The organism is Amylibacter sp. SFDW26 (assembly GCF_009184395.1).
In the GTDB taxonomy this organism is placed as follows: Bacteria; Pseudomonadota; Alphaproteobacteria; order Rhodobacterales; family Rhodobacteraceae; genus Amylibacter.
This window is the reverse complement of record NZ_WEIC01000007.1, coordinates 1-19,579: the sequence shown is the minus strand read 5'-3', so window position 1 is coordinate 19,579 and position 19,579 is coordinate 1. Positions and strand designations below refer to the sequence as shown.

Sequence of the window (19,579 nt, the reverse complement as noted above, 5' to 3'; positions counted from 1 at the left end):
GGATGTATAGATATTGCTATATGTAGTATATTTTTTTACCAAACTCCCTTTATTTTGCTTCTCACCCTATTGATAAGCGGCTACAAAAGAGAAAATGCTTTAAATATATTATCGCTCGGGGGGGCATGTAGTGAGTAAACGTTTCATTCAAATAGGGCTATTGGTTTTAGCTGCGCCATTCACATCACTGGCAACAACAGACGTTCTGTCTTTTGACATATTTCCGCTAAGCGGTTTCACGAACCAAGCGCATGCTGCAAACAGCGCAGATTACGATCAACTTGTTATTGAATGGCAAGCTGCGCAAAAGAAACTAAGTGACATCATTAAAGCAAGTGAAGATTTAAAATCAGCAAACGCTACGGCAAAAGCGGATATCTCATCGCAAAAAGGCAAAATTAAATCTGCTGAACAAGCCTTAAACAATGCACTGGTTGCATTGGCGGAAGCGGAAGAAACATTAACCACAGCAGAGAACAGCCAAGATGATCCCAAAGGTCGTGAACTAAGTTCTAAATTAAGCGAACGGCAATCCCAATTGGACGCAGCTTTGCTAGCAACAGATGCCATAAAACAAGAAATCACAACAACAGAAGCAGAATTTCAACGCGCCAATTCAACCGTTAAGCAGTTGAAAAACGCCGTAACAGCAGCGGATGCATCAGCGAAGGCGGCGCAAGTTGTAGCAGATGCAGCAATCTCTGCCCAAAAAGCGATCGCAGAAATTAATGGCGAGGGTTCGGAAACATCATCAGATCTGTTGGAAAGTGGGTTTGTTAAAGAGGCTAATCAACAGGCTAAAGCAACGTTGAAATCAGCAGCTGTAGCTCGCAATGCGTTGGAAACGACAGAGGTAAGGCTGGCAAATGTAACAAGCGAGTTAACTGAAAAGCAGGAAACATTGGCATCTGCAAATAAATCAGTTGAAACGGCTTATGCGAATTTTGCGAATGCAGACAAAGCTTATAAAGAACATGATGCAAAACAGAAAATACGAATACAACAGATACAGGCTGAAATCAAAGCTGCAAAGGCCAGCTTGGGAAAATCGCAACAAACACTGACCCAAGCAGAGCAAACACTTCAGCAAGAAAACAGCAAATTAAACGACTATGAAACCACTCTGTCAACTGGCGCGGATATGCAAAAATCATTGGATGCAGATATCCAAACTGCACGTGCTTCGTTTGATAAATTAGAGGGTAAATTACGCCGTGCACAACGTGCACGCTCGGAACGCAATGCCGTAATTTTAGCAACATTAAATGCGAATTTGCATGACCGCTTGCGTGCCGCTACTTCAACAAAAACATCAGTACCACAAGTTTATAACCGTTTCATGATGCCTTCTGAAACGCTGTTCCAGACTGGGAATGCACGCTTTAGCAACAATGGGCAAAATAGAATAAACAACATTGCGACACTTCTGGACGAAGTTCCAAACCGCATTCCCAAAGGTGTAGATTGGGTATTGCGTGTTGACGGCCATGCTGATGCTGAGACCAAAAGCTGGGAATTGGCGCAATCGCGTGCGCTATCAGTTGTTCAACATTTGATTAAGAACAGCTCTATCCCATCAGAACGCTTATCGGCGAATGCATTCGGACAGTTTAAAACACTAGAAACAGGCGAAGATTTTTCAAAAATCGCTGAAAACGGTTGGATTGAAATTATCCTAACGACACGTTAATAGTGCTGCGCAAACTATAGCTGTTTGCGCAGCTCAAACTTTTGAATTTTACCAGTCGCTGTTTTTGGTAATTCACCAAAGATAACTTGTTTTGGGCGCTTAAAGCTTGCCAAATGGTCACGGCAGAATTGAATAATTTCATCTTCTGTCGCTGACATCCCAGGTTTCAGCTCCACAAAAGCACAAGGCACTTCGCCCCATTTATCATCTGCTTTAGCAACAACCGCCGCTAATGAAACAGCAGAATGACGGTGTAATGCCCCTTCTATTTCCACAGAAGAAATATTTTCACCACCAGAAATGATGATATCTTTCAAACGGTCTTTTACTTGCGCATACCCGTTGGGATGCATTACTGCCAAATCGCCCGTTCTGAACCAACCCCCTTCAAACGCTTCGGCAGTAGCCTCAGGATTTTTCAGATACCCTTTCATGGTGGAATTTCCACGCATAACAATTTCACCAATGGTTTCACCATCATCTGGAACATCTTGCATCGTGTCCGTATCAACAACGCGCATGTCTTCCATCATAACCATTGCAGCGCCTGTGCGCGCCTTGATCATAGAGCGATCAGATGTGTTCAGATCATCCCATTGCGTATTCCATGAGCACATAATCGTATGGCCATAAGTTTCAGTCAGGCCATAAACTTGGGTTACGTTAAATCCTAAACCTTCAATGCCCTCTAAAATCGCAGCAGGCGGCGGTGCCCCAGCAGTCATTATTTCGACTGGATGATCAAACGGTTTTCTGTCTGCATCATCTGCATTCAAGATCATACCCAATACAATTGGCGCGCCGCCAAAATGACTGACCTTATGTTCTGCAATCGCATCGTAAACCACAGCAGGCGTAATTGTTTTAGTACAAACGATCGTGCCAGCCACAGCCGCCATAGCCCAACCATGGCACCAGCCGTTACAGTGAAACATTGGTACGATGTATAAATATTTTGGATGCCGCGGTAACGCCCAATCGGAAATCGTACCGATAGCCATCAAATATGCACCGCGGTGATGATACACGACCCCTTTCGGGCGACCACTGGTGCCAGAAGTATAGTTTAAGGCAAGCGCATCCCATTCATCATTCGGCAAATCCCAATCTGCATTAGGATCACCTTTTAATAGGAATGCTTCATAATCCATTGACCCGATAGAGCGCGGTGCATCACAGGCTTGCATATCCATAATATCGATGACCAGAAGATCAGGATTATTCAATTGCTCAACAGCTTTAGCGGCCTCTGGTGCCAACTCTGTATCAATGATCAAAACCTTCGCTTCACCATGCTCTAAAATATACGCAATAGTATCCGCATCCAAACGCGTATTGATCGTGTTCAACACAGCACCAGACATTGGGATACCAAAGTGTGCCTCCAACATTTCTGGTGTATTTGCAGCAACGATCGAAACCGTATCACCTTTTTGAACACCATATGCCTTTAACGCAGAGGCTAAACGACGGCAGCGATCATAGGTTTCACCCCAAGTATACTGCCGATCCCCATATATGGTGGCAACATAATCTGGGTACATCAGCGCGGTGCGTTTCAGAAAGGAAAGCGGTGACAGCGGCACATGATTTGCTGCGTTTTTATCAAAACATTCAAATTTGTTATTCGTCATAGTCCCCACCCTAATTTCTTACGGCCGTACCTGTATCCAACAGGCTGGCAATACGCGCATGTGTTTCTTTGGTCTTTGCCAAAGTCAGAAATGCACGACGTTCCCGATCATATAAATCCTGTTCACTTTGCTCAAGTGATCCATCACTTTCAGAATTCACAACTATCTCGGCGACTTCCATCGCTACCGTCTTATCATGTTCAAAGAATAGACCATCTTTGATCCCTTTATCCATAAAATCAGACATCTTTGACAAAATACCTTTTCCTGGCAACTCAAAAACAGGGGGCACAGGGGCCGAATAGCTTTGCTGCATATCGCTTAAAGCTGCAGTCGCAGATACCACAAGTTTATCACGGTTGATCACTTCAATATCGCGCTCTGGTAAATAATATTGGTAGCGCGCAGATATATCTGGACTTGTCCCAATTTGACCGTAGCCAACTTGCATCCACGTATTCCAAGATGCTTTTTCCCAATCATTTGTAGCTTGATACCAACGCCAAAGCGTTTCTTTTACACCACCACCACTTGGCACTACACCCACACCTGTTTCAACAAGACCAAAGACCGTGTTAGTATGTGCAACAACTTTATCGCAGTGCATTAGGACTTCGAAACCGCCGCCTATGCTAAGTCCAGAAGGCGCACATACGACAGGAACAGGCGTATATTTTAATGTTTTCACAGCTTGTTGGAAATCATTCAGGAATCCATCCATACCGTCCCAATCACCATTTTCAATAAAGGTGCGAAAGCGGTTCAGGTCAACACCAGCTGAGAAGTGTTGTGCATCATTATGTACTAAGACCCCTGATCCATGGTTTTTTGCAGCCTCGGCAACAACTTCCATAGAAGCACCAGTCAATGCATTCGCTTTGGAATGGAATTCAATTAAACGTAGATTATTTTCCAATTCATAAAGACTTGCAGCTTCATTACCAGCAACAGGTTTCATCGTTCGCTTTGTCATATGAAACCGAACTGTTCCTTTAGGCAAAACAACAGGTGCTGGCTGCCCTGAAACATCATCTGCCTTAAACACCCGAACATTCAAATTCGAACCATCTACAGAGTAAAATGGGCCATTCTGAACAGAGGCCTCTAAAGACATAGGTACAGACAATCCCGCCTCTTGTACCAATTCTTTTGAAATTTGAGCACCCAAAGCATCCATCATCTCAAATGGGCCACGCACCCAGTTGAAACCAAGCTTCATAGCATCATCAATATCTTGCGGGCTGTGCGTCACGTCTGGGACCAAATCTGCAGCATAGGCAAAAACACGACCCAACATACGACGGCAGAATGTCGTTTGCGCATCATTACCAACAATCAAATCAGTCAAAGTTTCTTGACCTGCCGCTTGCTGTTCTGCAGCCTTCACTGCCTTTACAGGCAACTCAGCAATACGCGTACGAACATCCCCTGTTTCCAATTCAACAGCACAATCTTTGCCATCTACGACGCGGTAAAACCCACCTTTGCCTTTGTCACCAGTATACCCATCAGCGACCATAGAACGGATCAACGGCATAACAGGATTACCTTTAGTGCCAATCGGGTGGAACACATCGTTCTCAGGCAAAATATCACCCAAAGTATCTACAACATCTGACATCAAATCGACACCAATCAAGTCATACAGCCCAAATACACCCGTTTTCGGAATACCCATCGGGCGCCCCATCAATGCATCGGCCTCTTCTACTGTCAGCCCGAGCTTAGAAGCTTCGTCCATACCAACCTGTAATGCAAAAACACCCACACGGTTGCCCAGAAACCCTGGTGTGTCATTACACCGAACCACACCTTTACCCATCACTTCATCATTATAAGCGGCAAGCTTATCCATAATAGCTTCGTCCGTATCCGCACCGCGCACCAGCTCTAGCAAGCGCATGTAACGCACAGGATTAAAGTAGTGCGTAATCGCAAATCGCTTACGAAACGCAATTGGCATATCTTCAACCAAAAACGAGATCGGAATAGTGGACGTATTAGATGTCACGATGCAATCGTCAGAAATGACAGCATCCAGACGTTTATACAGATCCTTTTTAATATCTAAACGCTCAACGACGGCTTCAACAATCCAATCGCATTCAGCAAGTTTATCGAAATCATCACGAATATTAGCTAGCTCAATCAGATCAATGCGCTTTTTATTAACCAAAGCTGGTGGATCTGATTTCAACAAACGATCTTTTGCTGCATTCACGACGGCATAAGCATCATCATCTCTTGGCAAATCCATCAGGATGACAGAATGGCCCGCATTGGCAATTTGTGCAGCAATCCCGCTGCCCATAGTTCCTGCGCCGATTACGGCAATCTTTTTAAAATCAGACATAAACTTATACCTCAAAAAACGCACGCAGCGCTTTGTTCACTTCAAATGGGCGTTCAGATGGCATCATATGCCCTGCTCCGACCACAATTGTCGGGTCATCTACATTCAACGCTTGCGCCATTTGCAAGCCAGCCTTCATCGGCGTCATCTTATCTTTTTGCCCCAAAATACACTGGCACGCACATGTGACTGCTGCCGCTGCTTTCGGGCCGTCTGTATAATTTGCACACGCAGATAGATCTGCAAACAATGCGCCGCTTTCATTTGCAGCCATCAATTGTTTGCCATAGTTCATATGGTTTTGCCCTGGCATTGTGTGTTCGTGCATATGCCCATCAACACCATGCCCCCAATCCGTCATGGCAGCGATTGCCGCGGCTTCTTTATTTTCAGCCATAGAAAGCAACATATCATTCACTGGAATGGCCAGAGCTGTTGCAACTTGAGACAATCCCTTCACCTTATCTGCATGACGGCGCGCCAATTCCAAAGCAATCAAACCACCTTGTGAATGGCCAATAATGTTAGCAGAGATGACACCTAATTCATCCATCAATTCGGCATGCCAATCAGCCATGTCCTCAATAGTGGTCAACGCAGCACCTTTAGATAAGCCATGTGCTGGCATATCAGCAACAACCACAGCCCAACCACGGTTCGCAAAAAACCTGCCTTGCAACATAAAACTCAGATGGCTTTGGCCACTGCCATGAATAAACATCAAAACATTTTGTTTTGGATCAAATTCACGGCCGCCCGTAGAAACAAAGACCTCTTGGCTCCTTATGGTCACCTTCATTTTATGGCTCCTGCAACTTTACTGGCTGCACGCAGCGCGTTTTTGAAATCCGCAGCAATATCATCAAAATCCTCAAGACCTACAGAAATACGAAGTAGATCATCAGTTAAACCTGCCGCCTCCATTGCATCCGGCGTAATATGCGAATGTGTTGTTGACCCTGGATGAATAACCAATGTTTTAGCATCCCCAACATTTGCCAAATGCGATGCAACTTGAACATTTTCAATAAACGCCCGCCCAGCATCACGACCTCCTTTGATACCGCAAGCAATGATTGATCCTGCCCCTTTCGGCATCAAACGTTTTGCCACTTCATGATCAGGGTGATCTGGCAGCAATGGGTGCTTTACCCACGAAATCCCTTCATGATTTGAAAGGAAATCCAACATCTTTGCAGTATTTGACATATGGCGCTCCATCCGCAGACCCAATGTCTCGATGCCTTGGATCAAGTGGAATGCATTCGTTGGACTTAAACACGGTCCAACATTGTACATACCTTCTGTACGCACACGTGTAATGAATGCAGCTGGACCATACTCTTCCCAAAGATTCACACCTTGAAATCCAAAATGTGGTTCCGTTAATGTCGGGAAACGATCATTCTGACCCCAATCAAAATTACCACCGTCAATTACAGCGCCGCCCAAAGCAACACCGTGCCCGCCAATCCATTTCGTCAAGGAATGGATCACAATATTCGCACCATGCTCTAAAGGCTTCAAAAGCCAAGGCGTATTGAATGTTGCATCAATAATCAGCGGTACACCCGCATCATTTGCGATCTTGCCAACGACTGGTACATCCAAAACATCCATACCTGGATTACCGATGACTTCACCAAACACCATTTTCGTATTTGGCTGAATAGCGGCTTCGATCGCGGCTGGATCATTTGGTTTAACAAATGTTGTAGTTATCCCATAACGACTTAGCGTGTGCTGGAACAGGTTGATATTCGCCCCATACATTTGCGACGAAGATACAATATGATCCCCTGCACTACACAATGCCATAACGGTTAGGAACAATGCTGCCATGCCAGATGATGTCGCTACCGCCCCAATACCACCCTCAAGTGCAGCCAAACGTTGCTCTAAAACAGCAACAGTAGGGTTGGATATGCGTGAATAAATATGGCCACCAATTTCCAAGTTGAACAAAGCCGCAGCTTGTTCCGTGTCTTGAAAAACATAAGATGTCGTTTGATGGATCGGCACTGCACGACTGCCGTGGCGGCTGTCTGGACTGTGTCCAGCATGCAAACTTAGGGTGTCAAATTTATAGTCACCGCTCATATTGATTCTCCCTATATGCACAGCAAATCATGTGAAATAGCTGTATCTCTCCCATAAATGTCGCAAAAGATTGACAGCCTGTCACTACATTAGTTTTAAATGTCTGACAATTAAAATAATGAGAGAGCCGCTTCTACTTATAAAGCTAAGAAGGTTATTCCTGAAAATACCATAAAGACGGCAAACCATTGCACTAACGACATTCGTTCTTTGAAAAAGAAACGCGCCATAACAATGGTAATAACTCCAAATGCTGATGCACCTACAGTTGCATAATTCGCATTTGGTAAATTTCCAGCCGACATAACACTTGCAAGTGCAACTGCATCTAATGAACCCATAAAGATTAAAACTGGGGCTTGAGAAAGCAAAGGCCAAATCTTGGTACGCAACACAAGCATAAGACTCAGCAATATCCCCAAAGACGCTGTTCTTGTTATCAAAACGATTATTCTATCAGGGGCATTGGCAACGCTGGAGTGTCCCAATTCAAACGTAATTGCAAAGCATACGCTGGACATTAAAGACCACATTATAGCGGCATTTCTTTGTTGTACTGTATTCTGCTGACCACTCTTATCAGACAATATCGCGACGATGCTGGCACCGATAAGAACAATAAAAACAGCAATCCACTGGGATAATGTTATATTTTGACCGTTAACAGCACCCCAAAATATTGCAAAGATGGAAAACGTTGCAATAAGTGGAGAGACAAGCCGTATAGGTCCTATTTCAAATGCTTTATAAAGACCAACACTCGCCCCAACGAAAGAAAGGCCCACAACACTTGCGGACACAATATCAGAGACAGTCAACTCAAATTCTAAGTTTTGTGATAAAACAAAGAACAGCTGACAAATACATGCTGATAACAGAACAACAAACAGCGCTGAGTAAATAGACGTACGCTGACTAACATATCGTACTAAAATATCATGTGTACCCCATGCGAAGGCTGCAATTAACCCTAATATAGCTGTCAAAAAATAACCCCGTGATACTAGATAAAGTAGTAATGTAACACAAATTATCCGCACGCAATGCACCATTTGCATAGCCGTCTAAAATTGGCATTAGATAAAATCTAAGGACACGGCTAAGCTCTGCCAATAACGTTTGGGAGAAAACATATGAAAATATTTAACAAGTTTGTTTCGGCTTGCGCCGTAACACTTGCATTAACAGCAAGTGTCAGCGCTGAGTCCATCAAGATTGCGTATGACGCAGATCCAGTTTCTTTAGATCCACATGAGCAGCTTTCTGGTGGTACACTTCAATTATCACATATGGTCTATGACCCACTTGTACGATGGAACCAAGAATTAGCATTCGAACCACGATTGGCTGAAAGCTGGGAACAGATCGATCCAACAACAACACGTTTTAAATTACGCGATGGTGTTAAGTTTCACTCTGGAAATGAATTAACTGCCGCTGATGTTCTTTGGACATTCAACCGTCTGAAAGCCAGTGATGACTTCAAAGCGATCTTCAACCTGTTCACAAGTGTGGAAGTCATTGATGATCATACATTCGATTTGAAAACAAGCGAACCATATCCACTGGTGCTACATACAGCGACATATCTATTCCCAATGGATTCAGCTTTCTTTTCTGGTGCCGAAGACAATGGAAATGACAAAGCTGCTATTGTGAAGCACGGCGATAGTTTCGCATCTCGTAACATCTCAGGCACTGGTCCATATAAAGTGACATCACGCGAGCAAGGTGTAAGCGTACAGTTTGAACGTTTCGGTGATTACTGGGATACAGCAAGCGCTGGTAATGTTGACAGCATCACATTGACACCAATTAAAGAAGCACCAACACGTGTTGCTGCCCTACTATCTGGTGATGTTGACTTTATCGCACCAGTTCCGCCAACAGATTTGGCTCGTATCGATGGCGATGGCGCAACGGATCTTGTGACAATGCCAGGCACACGTATCATTACATTCCAAATGAACCAAGATCGTGTTGAAGCGTTCAAAGACAAACGCGTACGTCAAGCAATCGATTATGCTGTGAACAACGTTGGTATCGTTGACCGTATTATGCGTGGCTTCGGTACACCAGGTGGTCAAGCAAGCCCTGCTGGCTATCAAGGTTATGATGCATCACTTACACCACGTTACGATGTTGAGAAAGCAAAGGCATTGATGGCAGAAGCTGGTTATGCTGATGGCTTTTCAATCACAATGATGGCGCCAAACAATCGCTATGTGAATGATGATAAAATCGCGCAAGCCGTTGTATCTATGCTGTCAAAAATCAACATCAAAGTTGATCTTCAAACAATGCCAAAAGCACAATACTGGCCAAAGTTTGATGAGCGTGCTGCTGATATGATGATGATCGGTTGGCATTCAGATACTGAAGATTCAGCAAACTTCCACGAGTTCCTATCACATTGTCCAAATGCGGATACAGGTGCGGGCCAATACAACTCTGGTAACTACTGTAGCCCAGAAGCGGATGCATTGATGGCTGCGGCTAACACTGAAACAGACGCTGCAAAACGTGCTGCAATGTTGCAAGAACTTGAAGGTATCCTATACGAAGATGCTGCTTTCATTCCATTGCATTGGCAGAACCTAGCTTGGGGTGCACGCAAAGGTGTGGACGCTGCAGGTATCGTAAACGCAATGAACTTCCCTTACTTTGGCGACCTAGTCGTTAAGTGATAGAAGACAGTTAGATATGGGCGGATCAGTCCCGCCCATTTTCTGCATATCTACACGCCAAAACTACAATGAATACATTTCGCGTTTAATTTGCGCTAGTGTTCAAGCTGTCCTGATATCGAAAGAGTAAAATGTTTGCCTACCTCATGAAACGCCTGTTTCAAGCTATAGCTGTTATGTTTGCTATATCTCTGATCAGCTTTGCAATCCAAGATAACCTAGGGGATCCCCTGCGTGAGCTTGTTGGACAATCTGTATCCGAAGAAGTTCGCCAAGAACTGCGTGATGAACTAGGCTTAAACGATAGTTTCTTTAAACAATACACTCGCTTCGCTGGTAAGGTTTTACAAGGCGATCTAGGTACATCCTATTTCTTTAAAGAACCAGCATTAGATGTGATTTTGAAAAAATTGCCCGCCACCTTAGAATTGGTATTAGGTGCAACAATCATCATCATTGGCGTCTCGGTTCCTCTGGGAGTTTACACTGCTATTAAACCGAACTCACTATTTAGTAAAATTGTTATGGGCATCAGCATCATTGGCATTTCGATCCCCGTCTTTTTAACCGCTATTTTAATGATTTTTATATTCTCTGTTGAATTACGATGGCTCCCCTCGTTTGGGCGCGGCGATGTTGTCCACGTCTTTGGGCCTTGGTCGACAAACTTCGCAACAGTGGATGGCTGGCTTCATATTCTACTACCATCTGTAGCTTTAGCGTCCATTATGCTGCCATTGTTCATCCGCCTTATTCGGGCCGAAATGATGGAAACATTACAAAGCGAATACGTTCGCTTTGCTTGGGCAAAAGGTATAAGACCAAAACGCATCTGGTTTGTGCACGCCTTGAAAAACACATTACTCCCCGTAATCACTGTGGGTGGTGTACAAATCGGCACAATGGTCGCTTACACAATTCTAACAGAAACCGTATTTCAATGGCCGGGTATGGGTTTTATGTTTCTAGAAGCCGTGAACCGCGTCGATACGCCATTAATCGTAGCCTATTTGATTGTTGTCGGTTTCATTTTTGTTGTAACGAATACAATAGTTGATCTGATTTATGGCCTAGTCAATCCAACGGTGAATCTGTCGAGGATGGACGCATGAGCATGATGGCAGACCACCAAGGCAATTCCTTGTTCGCACGCATTATGAATTCGAACATGGCCTATAGTTTCAAGCGCAACCCTGTTGCGATTGTGTCTATGGCTATTTTCCTAATCATAACTTTAGCGGCAGTATTCGCGCCGCTTATTGCCCCTACAGACCCCTATGATCCCTCACTATATGATATTTTAGATAGTGAGTTACCTCCCGCATGGACAAATCAAGGCGATCCAAAATTTCTATTTGGCACTGATGATCAAGGGCGCGACCTATGGAGTGCAATTCTATATGGTACACGTACATCATTGATTATCGGCATTTGCGCCGTTTTCGTTCAAGCCTTCCTTGGCATATCAATCGGCCTAATCTCTGGTTACGTCGGTGGTCGTATCGATAATATCCTAATGCGCTTTGCCGATATCCAATTGTCATTCTCTACACTGATGGTTGCCATTATTTTCCTTGCCGTTTCACAAGCTCTATTCGGCAGTGAAACATTCAACAAATACGCATTGTTTATGCTAGTGGGCGTAATTGGTATCGCAGAATGGCCGCAATATGCGCGTACAGTACGTGCAACCGTTTTGGCGGAAAAGAAAAAGGAATATGTGGATAGTGCACGTGTTCTGGGCTTTAGCTCTATACGCATCATGGTGCGTCATATCCTGCCAAATTCCCTGTCCCCTATCTTTGTGATTTCTACTGTACAGGTCGCAAACGCCATTATTTCAGAAGCATCATTATCGTTCCTTGGTTTGGGAATGCCAGTGTCACAACCATCACTGGGCTCACTCATTTCCAGTGGGTTTGACTATATCTTCTCTGGCAGTTGGTGGATCACGACTATACCGGGCGTTGTTCTGGTTGTTCTGGTACTTGTCATTAATCTTTTGGGGGACTGGATGCGCGACGTCCTAAACCCAAAACTGTACAAAGGATAAAGCGATGCCTTTGCTTTCAGTACGCGATCTTGTTGTAAAATTCGCAATGCGAGACGAAACCGTCACCGCACTTAAATCCATCTCCTTCGATGTTGCGCGCGGGGATCGTTTGGGTATCGTAGGTGAATCTGGTGCAGGTAAATCTGTAACTGGTTTTGCCCTCTTAAATTTGATCAGCCGCCCAGGTTTTATCGACAGTGGTGAAATCCTTTTTGACGGAATGAATATGGCAGACATGTCAGATGCCGAGCTACGTGAAGTGCGCGGCAACAAAATGGCAATGATCTTCCAAGACCCGATGGTTACGCTTAACCCTGTGCTGACCATCGGGCAACAAATGGTGGAAACACTTCAAGCGCACCGCAAATTGTCTCGGAAAGAAGCCGAACAAATTGCTGTACTAAAACTGCGCGAAGTTTATATCCCCGCCCCCGAGGAACGTTTGGCACAATACCCGCATGAATTATCAGGGGGCATGCGTCAGCGGATCATCATAGCAATTGCTCTTTTACTAGATCCCCAATTGATCATAGCAGACGAACCTACAACTGCTCTTGATGTAACCATTCAAGCCGACATCATGGAGTTGTTATTAGAACTCTGTACAACCAAAAAGGTAAGCTTGATTTTGATCACTCATGATCTAGGCGTTGTATCCCAAATGACGGAAAACACCCTCGTTATGTATGCAGGCCGCATCATAGAAGCGGGTCGGACACGTGAAATCATCAATGATCCTCAACATCCTTATACACAAGGATTGATCAATGCTTTGCCACAGCAGACTTTACCTGGTGAACGTTTAAAACAAATCCCAGGGAATATGCCGTCATTATCTGCAGCACCTAAAGGATGTGCTTTCAATGCAAGATGCGAATTTGCACAAGATAGATGTCGCATGGAAGTCCCAAATTTTGAACAAATTGGCCCTGTAAAAGTAGCATGCCATGAAGTGCGCCGCTTACATCATGAGACACACAAACAAGAGGATTTGGCATGAAAGATAACGCATCAAATCCAGCAATATTAGAATTAGAAAACCTGTCAAAAAGTTTTGACTTAGACAAAGGGTTTCTAGAAACAATCAAGTTTAAAAAAGGCCGTATCACACGCGAAAAACGTTCCGTTCACGCTGTAAATGACATCTCCTTGACTATTACAAAAGGCGAAGCACTATGTGTGGTTGGAGAATCCGGTTGCGGAAAATCAACTGTCGCGCGTTTGGTCTCTGGATTACTTAATCCAACTAAGGGTGCAATCCATTATGATGGGCACCGCATTGATACCCTAAAAGGCAACGCTCTACTGCCTTATCGTAAACGCATGCAAATGATATTCCAAAACCCTTATGCATCGCTTAATCCACGTATGACAATCCAGCAAGCATTGGAGGAACCGGTTCGCCATCACAACCCAAGTTTCTCACGCGGGCAGATAAAAGATAAAGTGACTGAAGTGATGCAGTCGGTTGGTGTTGATCCAAGCTGGGCATCCCGATACCCACATGAATTTTCTGGCGGACAAAGACAGCGTATTGCTATTGCACGCGCATTAACTGTAGATCCTGAATTTGTCATCGCGGATGAACCAATTTCTGCATTAGACGTTTCAATACAAGCCCAAGTCTTAAACCTAATGCTAGAAGCCAAAGAAGATCGCGGCTTAACATATCTTTTTATTACTCACGATCTTTCCGTCGTACAACATTTCGGGACACGCGTTGCTGTTTTATACTTAGGTTCCATTTGCGAACTGGCAGATACTGCCACATTATTCGCGAATCCAAAACACCCATATACGCGTGCATTGCTAAGCGCTGTGCCGCAATTATCGGATGATCGTCCGAACCATATCCGCCTAAAAGGGGAAATCCCAACACCCATAAATCTACCAAAAGGCTGCCCATTCCAAAGTCGCTGTGCCTATGCGGATGCAAGATGCGGTACAGAACAACCCCTTGCCATCGAGCAATCAGACGGTAGTGTTGTAGCTTGTCACGCTGTTGAAGAGGGACGGATCGACTAATAGTCGACCCTGTACCAAGTTACGAATATGGATATCCTTTGGCTAAAAGATTTTGAATCACTTGCCGCGCAGAAAAATTTTTCGCGCGCAGCAGAAGAACGTAATGTTAGCCAGCCTGCATTCAGCAGACGGATTCGTACATTAGAAGATACTGTAGGTGCAAAATTAATAAACAGGCAAACACTGCCATTATCTCTTACACCTGCTGGCGAAATATTTTTAACACAAGCCAGATCAATATTAAGAACTTATACTGAAACACTTGAACGGTGCCGTAATATTGAAGCCGCAAATGAAAGTGTGATCAGATTTGCAACCTCGCAATCTCTTTATATTACACATTATAAAACGCACATCGCACCACTATTAGATTCAGCAGGACTTGATATTGATTTAAACTCAACATCTTGGGTAGCCGATCAATTCGTTACTGCATTATTACAACGTTACTGTGACGTCATCCTGACTTATTGGCATCCATCCATGGATTTTTTGGCACCCTTAGAGGTGGCAAAATGCGAATATATAACACTATCAAGAGATAAACTTATTCCCGTCACTAGACCAAAACCAAATGGCGATCCATTATATCCACTACCAAGCCAAAACAAGAAGCCTCTGCCGCTTTTGGCATATGACCCCGTTTCTGCATTACATCCAGTTATGAAAGATATTCTATCTAACAAACTAAACAACTCTCCTATGCTTGTGGTGAATCAAAATGCATTAGCGACAAGTATCAAAGCAATGATTGCAGAAGAATTCGGATTGGGTTGGTTGCCACAAGAAATCTGTAAAAACGACCTAAAAACAGGACGCTTAGTTCATGCTGGCGATACTTCATATGCTTCAGAACTAGAAATCAGATTGTACCGTGAAAAAGATAATATAAAGCCATCCTTGAATAAGCTTTGGGACAAACTCAAAATCTAATCACAGTACAAATATTTGCTAACTCCTAATTCGTTTATATTCAGGATCATAAGGCCCAGCCTCAATAACTTCAGCGGGCAGTAATTGGCCAAGAATATCGATATCCACTGTCGTCCCAATTGCAGAAAATTCTGGCTGCATAAAAGCATAAGCTATATTCTTAGCCACTCTATGACCCCAACCCCCAGAGGTTATAGTACCAATCACATTACCATTTAGCATCACTGAAGCACCACCATGAGCCGCTGCATATTTACAATCGACAGTAAGCGTTACAAGTTTACGGCTCATTCCATTTTCTTTTCTTTTTTCAAGAGCCGCTTTGCCAACAAAATCCGTTTTATCCATCTTCACAAACTGGCTAAGTGAAGTTTCGAATGGATCAAATTCAGTTAAAATATCTGCCTTCCAATGCAAATATCCCTTTTCCATACGCATGGATTCAACAGCGCGAGCACCAAATAATTTCATACCAAAATCTTCACCCGCTTTTCTCAATGCAAGATATGCAGAATACAATTGGTTATTCGGCACATGAATTTCGTATGCCAATTCTCCTGAAAAACTAACAGACATCACAACAGCAGGTGCAATGCCAATAAATGCAGTACGCACAGATAACCAAGGAAACACTTCTTTTGACCAATCTGCACGACTTACCGCGGATAAAACATCTCGCGCCTTAGGCCCTGCTATAACCAGAATTGTATGTTCATTTGTTAGCGAGCGGATTTGTACATCCTCATTAGCACCAATATTTGAAACCAACCAATCCATATCGTGATATTCAGCAGCTGCAGCAGAGCCATACCAAATACGCCCATCTGGTAAATTCGCAACCGTTGCTTCACCCCTAAGCATTCCGCGATGATTCAACATATATCCCAAGCCAACTTTACCAGGTTTGCACGTAACGCGACCACACATCATACGATCAAGAAAACCATGTGCATCTTCGCCTATAACTTCAAAACGGTTAAATCCACAAATCTCTGTAAGACCAACATTCTCTTGAATATTTTTCACTTCTGCAGCAACAACATCAAATGTTTCATCAAATTTAAAAGAAAGCGTTGGGTGGAAATCTGGTGAAGGCTTAATATAATCTAAGCGTTCCCATCCATTCACTACTGTAAATTCTGCCCCTTCTGCCTCTAATATAGGTGTCAAAGGTGTTGTTTTTCCTGGCCTCCCCGCTGGACGATGCTCATGAGGGAAGTGAAAACGAAATTCATTTTGATAGTCTTCGATCGCTTTTAAAGCTGTTAATTCTACATTTGCGTGACCTGTAAAACGTCTTGGGTCGATACACCATGTATCGTAACAAGCTTCTCCATGAACGATCTGTTGTGCCAATAACCAACCATGACCCCCGCCCTCACCTAAGCCTGCACGTAAACCGATAATACAAAACGCATTACGTTTATTAGGTATAGGCCCAACCAATGGCGCTCCATCTATTGTGTACGTTATTGGGCCATTAACGACTGTATGAATACCTACCTCCATCAAAGCAGGCATACGGGCAAATGCACCTTCTAATACGTCTGTAACCCGGTCTAAATCATCTGGACAAAGCGCATTAACAAAATTTGGATCGATCCCATCCATACCCCAAGTACGACAATCTTGTTCATAAAAACCAAGTAGCAATCCATTTTTTTCCTGACGACAATAATAATCAGAAATTGGGCAACGTAAAAGTGGCATGCGGTTATCCGCGTCTTTAATCGCAGGTATTTCTTCTGTTAGAAAATATTGATGTTCCATAGAAGCCACCGGATGATGAACGTCCATCATGGCGCCGACTTCGTTCACACGATATCCGCAAGCATTCACAACAATCTCACAATTGATATCACCCTTTGTCGTGTGAACCGTCCAACTATCATCTTTGTGCTGAGTTAAAGCTGTAACGGGAGTATTACGATATACTTCCGCACCGGCTTTACGTGCACGGCGCGCCAAAGCCTGGCACAACTGTGCAGGGTCAATATCTCCATCTTGACCGTCCCAAAGCCCACCAATCAGATTATCAGTAGAAATCAACGGATGCCGTCGCGCGCATTCTGCGGCATCTATCACTTCGAATTCAACACCCACTCCACGTGCCATTGATCGAAAATGCCTGTAGCCCTGCATTTGTTCTTCGGTGTTTGCCAGACGGATGCCACCATCACCGTGGTGATAATTGATTGGATAGTCTGGATCTGCTGCCAACTCTTTGTACAAAGCAATCGAATGACTTTTAAGACCAACCATTGTTTGGTTCATACCGAAATTTGTCACCTGCGCTGCAGAATGCCATGTTGTACCACTGGTCAGTTCATTTCGCTCAACCAGAACAACATCTGTCCAACCCTCTTGAGTTAAATGATAAAGGGTTGAACACCCTGCAATACCGCCCCCAATTACAACAACACGTGTCTGACTTTTCACTGTCACTCTCCCATTAATCTTTGCCTGATAATCACACGCAAAGATATGGGGCTGTCCAGAAGAATACTTTAAATTCCAGTTCTCTTATCGAGACGATAATTTTTCCCGAATTTAAAAAGAGTCAATTACCAAAACAAGTTTCAATTGATACCGCAATATCACCGATAAGCTGGGTATAATATAATGCTCCATTTGGAAGATGTGCACCTAATGGATCAACGGTTGCACGTTTAACATCTATCTTGCCTACAACAACATCAATAAGACCATCCTTGGACAGCGGATCCGTAAGTATGCATTTTACATTTTGTGATTGAACAAGCGCAACAAGCTTTGCAACACGTCCAGCACTTGGTGCGGCATCATCAGTTGGTGTAATCGCTCCGACAATATTAAGGTTATAGCGGTCCGCAAAATATGCATATGCATCATGAGCAACAACAATTTTTGCATCTGCCATCTCATCAAGGCGTTCAGAAGCTTCAGCTGAAATCTTTTCGATATCCAACTTTCCCTTGGTTGCATTAGCTGCATAAATGTCAGCATGCTCAGGGTCCAGCTTTGTTAAATGTGTTGCGATCACATCTAACCAGATCATCGCATTTTCTGGATCCAACCATGCATGAGGGTCGTGTTCTCCGTGACCATGATCATGCTCATCATGGCTTTCTTCCTCTTCATGCTCATCTTCTTCAATTTTCAAAACTTGCGTCTTAGGGTTTTCTAAAAGCTCAACAGAGATTGCATTACCTGCAAGTTTTTGGATCGGGTCCGATAGCCAGGGCGTTAAATCTTCACCAATCCAAAATACAGCGTCAGCATCTTGTAACATACGTGCTTGTGACGGTTTAAATGCAAAATCATGCGGGGATGCGCCTGATTGTACAACTAGCCCAGGCTCTCCTAAATTACCCATAACAATCGATACCAACGAATGGACTGGCGAAATATCCGTTGCAACTTTGGGAACATCCGCTTGTGATACATTCGCAAGCATTACACTGCACATAAAAGTATAAATAGAAGCTCTTAACATTTTTTACCTTCAAGATTGCTTTATTACGTGATCTCCTATATGTGTAATATTATAACACTACAAGCCGAAAAGTGAAACTATGTCCGTTGGATTTGAAAACCATGATCATACCTTCTGTATCCAAGATGCTTTAGAAACTGCCGATACTTATTGTAGTGAAAACGGTTTGCAGTTCACGAAAACGCGCCGACGCGTTTTAGAAATTCTCCTTATGCAACATAAAGCATTGGGTGCGTACGACATCCTTGCCCATTTATCTGACGAAGGCTTAGGCGCACAACCACCTGTCGTATATCGCGCACTAGACTTTCTTGTCACAAACGGGTTTGCCCATAAAATTGAGAAACTGAATGCTTATTCTGCCTGTTCTCATCCTGGGATATCTCATTCACCTGTCTTTATGATCTGCCGGGTCTGTGAAAATATAGTTGAAACAAAAACCGAACCTTTACATAGCTTTTTGGGGACCACAGCAGAAGCGGCTGGTTTCTCAATTGAAGATACTGTTATTGAAGTAGAAGGCGTGTGCCCATCGTGCCAGAAAAGCGCACAGATATGAGTCTTGTTAAGATTAAGAACATGACCGTTAAACTGGAAGGTCACGTTGCATTAACAAATGTCAGTATGCA

15 protein-coding genes are annotated in these 19,579 nt (G+C 43.7%); 8 read left to right on the top strand and 7 right to left on the bottom strand.

Going from position 1 to position 19,579, the window contains the following annotated elements; all coding sequences use genetic code 11:
- Positions 1-130 precede the first annotated feature (130 nt).
- Complete coding sequence (locus F9L33_RS15145; protein WP_152143659.1) at positions 131-1,690, top strand: OmpA family protein; 1,560 nt, start codon at positions 131-133, stop codon at positions 1,688-1,690.
- Positions 1,691-1,704: 14 nt separating this feature from the next.
- Here the strand turns inward: F9L33_RS15145 and F9L33_RS15140 are convergent, their stop codons facing one another.
- The 5 genes from F9L33_RS15140 to F9L33_RS15120 all read right to left on the bottom strand — a co-directional run bounded on the left by F9L33_RS15140 (position 1,705) and on the right by F9L33_RS15120 (position 8,763).
- Positions 1,705-3,324 (bottom strand): acyl-CoA synthetase, encoded by a 1,620-nt coding sequence (locus tag F9L33_RS15140; RefSeq protein WP_152143658.1) that lies wholly within the window; start codon positions 3,322-3,324, stop codon positions 1,705-1,707.
- Between the two features lie 10 nt (positions 3,325-3,334).
- On the bottom strand, positions 3,335-5,677 hold the full coding sequence (locus F9L33_RS15135; protein ID WP_152143657.1) for a 3-hydroxyacyl-CoA dehydrogenase/enoyl-CoA hydratase family protein: 2,343 nt from the start codon (positions 5,675-5,677) through the stop codon (positions 3,335-3,337).
- A 4-nt stretch (positions 5,678-5,681) separates the two neighbouring features.
- The gene (locus F9L33_RS15130) at positions 5,682-6,476 is read right to left on the bottom strand and encodes an alpha/beta fold hydrolase (protein WP_152143656.1); all 795 of its coding nucleotides are present in this window, start codon (positions 6,474-6,476) and stop codon (positions 5,682-5,684) included.
- Positions 6,473-7,777: an O-acetylhomoserine aminocarboxypropyltransferase gene (locus tag F9L33_RS15125; RefSeq protein WP_152143655.1), complete on the bottom strand. Its 1,305-nt coding sequence runs from the start codon at positions 7,775-7,777 to the stop codon at positions 6,473-6,475. The genes F9L33_RS15130 and F9L33_RS15125 overlap by 4 nt, the downstream gene beginning before the upstream one ends.
- Before the next feature lie 137 nt (positions 7,778-7,914).
- On the bottom strand, positions 7,915-8,763 hold the full coding sequence (locus F9L33_RS15120) for a DMT family transporter (RefSeq protein ID WP_193222074.1): 849 nt from the start codon (positions 8,761-8,763) through the stop codon (positions 7,915-7,917).
- Positions 8,764-8,910: 147 nt separating this feature from the next.
- Between F9L33_RS15120 and F9L33_RS15115 the strand changes: the two genes are divergently transcribed.
- The 6 genes from F9L33_RS15115 to F9L33_RS15090 all read left to right on the top strand — a co-directional run bounded on the left by F9L33_RS15115 (position 8,911) and on the right by F9L33_RS15090 (position 15,475).
- On the top strand, positions 8,911-10,464 hold the full coding sequence (locus F9L33_RS15115) for an ABC transporter substrate-binding protein (protein ID WP_152143653.1): 1,554 nt from the start codon (positions 8,911-8,913) through the stop codon (positions 10,462-10,464).
- 131 nt (positions 10,465-10,595) lie between these two features.
- The gene (locus F9L33_RS15110) at positions 10,596-11,576 is read left to right on the top strand and encodes an ABC transporter permease (RefSeq protein ID WP_152143652.1); all 981 of its coding nucleotides are present in this window, start codon (positions 10,596-10,598) and stop codon (positions 11,574-11,576) included.
- Complete coding sequence (locus tag F9L33_RS15105) at positions 11,573-12,517, top strand: ABC transporter permease (RefSeq protein WP_152143651.1); 945 nt, start codon at positions 11,573-11,575, stop codon at positions 12,515-12,517. The genes F9L33_RS15110 and F9L33_RS15105 overlap by 4 nt, the downstream gene beginning before the upstream one ends.
- A gap of 4 nt (positions 12,518-12,521) precedes the next feature.
- The gene (locus F9L33_RS15100; protein WP_152143650.1) at positions 12,522-13,517 is read left to right on the top strand and encodes an ABC transporter ATP-binding protein; all 996 of its coding nucleotides are present in this window, start codon (positions 12,522-12,524) and stop codon (positions 13,515-13,517) included.
- The gene (locus F9L33_RS15095; RefSeq protein ID WP_152143649.1) at positions 13,514-14,542 is read left to right on the top strand and encodes an ABC transporter ATP-binding protein; all 1,029 of its coding nucleotides are present in this window, start codon (positions 13,514-13,516) and stop codon (positions 14,540-14,542) included. Before F9L33_RS15100 ends, F9L33_RS15095 begins: the two co-directional genes overlap by 4 nt.
- Positions 14,543-14,569: 27 nt before the next feature.
- Positions 14,570-15,475 carry a LysR family transcriptional regulator gene (locus tag F9L33_RS15090; RefSeq protein WP_152143648.1) on the top strand — a complete coding sequence of 302 codons (906 nt, stop codon included), beginning with the start codon at positions 14,570-14,572 and terminating at the stop codon, positions 15,473-15,475.
- Positions 15,476-15,493: 18 nt separating this feature from the next.
- Here the strand turns inward: F9L33_RS15090 and F9L33_RS15085 are convergent, their stop codons facing one another.
- A complete protein-coding gene (locus F9L33_RS15085; protein WP_152143647.1) occupies positions 15,494-17,914 on the bottom strand; it encodes an FAD-dependent oxidoreductase in 2,421 nt (806 codons plus the stop codon).
- 121 nt (positions 17,915-18,035) lie between these two features.
- Entirely contained in the window at positions 18,036-18,911 is an 876-nt protein-coding gene (locus tag F9L33_RS15080) for a zinc ABC transporter substrate-binding protein (protein ID WP_193222073.1), read from the bottom strand.
- Between the two features lie 118 nt (positions 18,912-19,029).
- Between F9L33_RS15080 and F9L33_RS15075 the strand changes: the two genes are divergently transcribed.
- The gene (locus F9L33_RS15075) at positions 19,030-19,509 is read left to right on the top strand and encodes a Fur family transcriptional regulator (RefSeq protein WP_152143645.1); all 480 of its coding nucleotides are present in this window, start codon (positions 19,030-19,032) and stop codon (positions 19,507-19,509) included.
- The last annotated feature ends 70 nt before the right edge of the window (positions 19,510-19,579 follow it).

What these genes read in the sequence shown, in the direction of transcription:
- F9L33_RS15140 (WP_152143658.1), bottom strand. Translation starts at nt 3,324, where the DNA reads ATGACGAATAACAAATTTGAATGTTTTGATAAAAACGCAGCAAATCAT.
- F9L33_RS15135 (WP_152143657.1), bottom strand. Translation starts at nt 5,677, where the DNA reads ATGTCTGATTTTAAAAAGATTGCCGTAATCGGCGCAGGAACTATGGGC.
- F9L33_RS15130 (WP_152143656.1), bottom strand. Translation starts at nt 6,476, where the DNA reads ATGAAGGTGACCATAAGGAGCCAAGAGGTCTTTGTTTCTACGGGCGGC.
- F9L33_RS15125 (WP_152143655.1), bottom strand. Translation starts at nt 7,777, where the DNA reads ATGAGCGGTGACTATAAATTTGACACCCTAAGTTTGCATGCTGGACAC.
- F9L33_RS15115 (WP_152143653.1), top strand. Translation starts at nt 8,911, where the DNA reads ATGAAAATATTTAACAAGTTTGTTTCGGCTTGCGCCGTAACACTTGCA.
- F9L33_RS15110 (WP_152143652.1), top strand. Translation starts at nt 10,596, where the DNA reads ATGTTTGCCTACCTCATGAAACGCCTGTTTCAAGCTATAGCTGTTATG.
- F9L33_RS15105 (WP_152143651.1), top strand. Translation starts at nt 11,573, where the DNA reads ATGAGCATGATGGCAGACCACCAAGGCAATTCCTTGTTCGCACGCATT.
- F9L33_RS15100 (WP_152143650.1), top strand. Translation starts at nt 12,522, where the DNA reads ATGCCTTTGCTTTCAGTACGCGATCTTGTTGTAAAATTCGCAATGCGA.
- F9L33_RS15095 (WP_152143649.1), top strand. Translation starts at nt 13,514, where the DNA reads ATGAAAGATAACGCATCAAATCCAGCAATATTAGAATTAGAAAACCTG.
- F9L33_RS15090 (WP_152143648.1), top strand. Translation starts at nt 14,570, where the DNA reads ATGGATATCCTTTGGCTAAAAGATTTTGAATCACTTGCCGCGCAGAAA.
- F9L33_RS15080 (WP_193222073.1), bottom strand. Translation starts at nt 18,911, where the DNA reads ATGCTTGCGAATGTATCACAAGCGGATGTTCCCAAAGTTGCAACGGAT.
- F9L33_RS15075 (WP_152143645.1), top strand. Translation starts at nt 19,030, where the DNA reads ATGTCCGTTGGATTTGAAAACCATGATCATACCTTCTGTATCCAAGAT.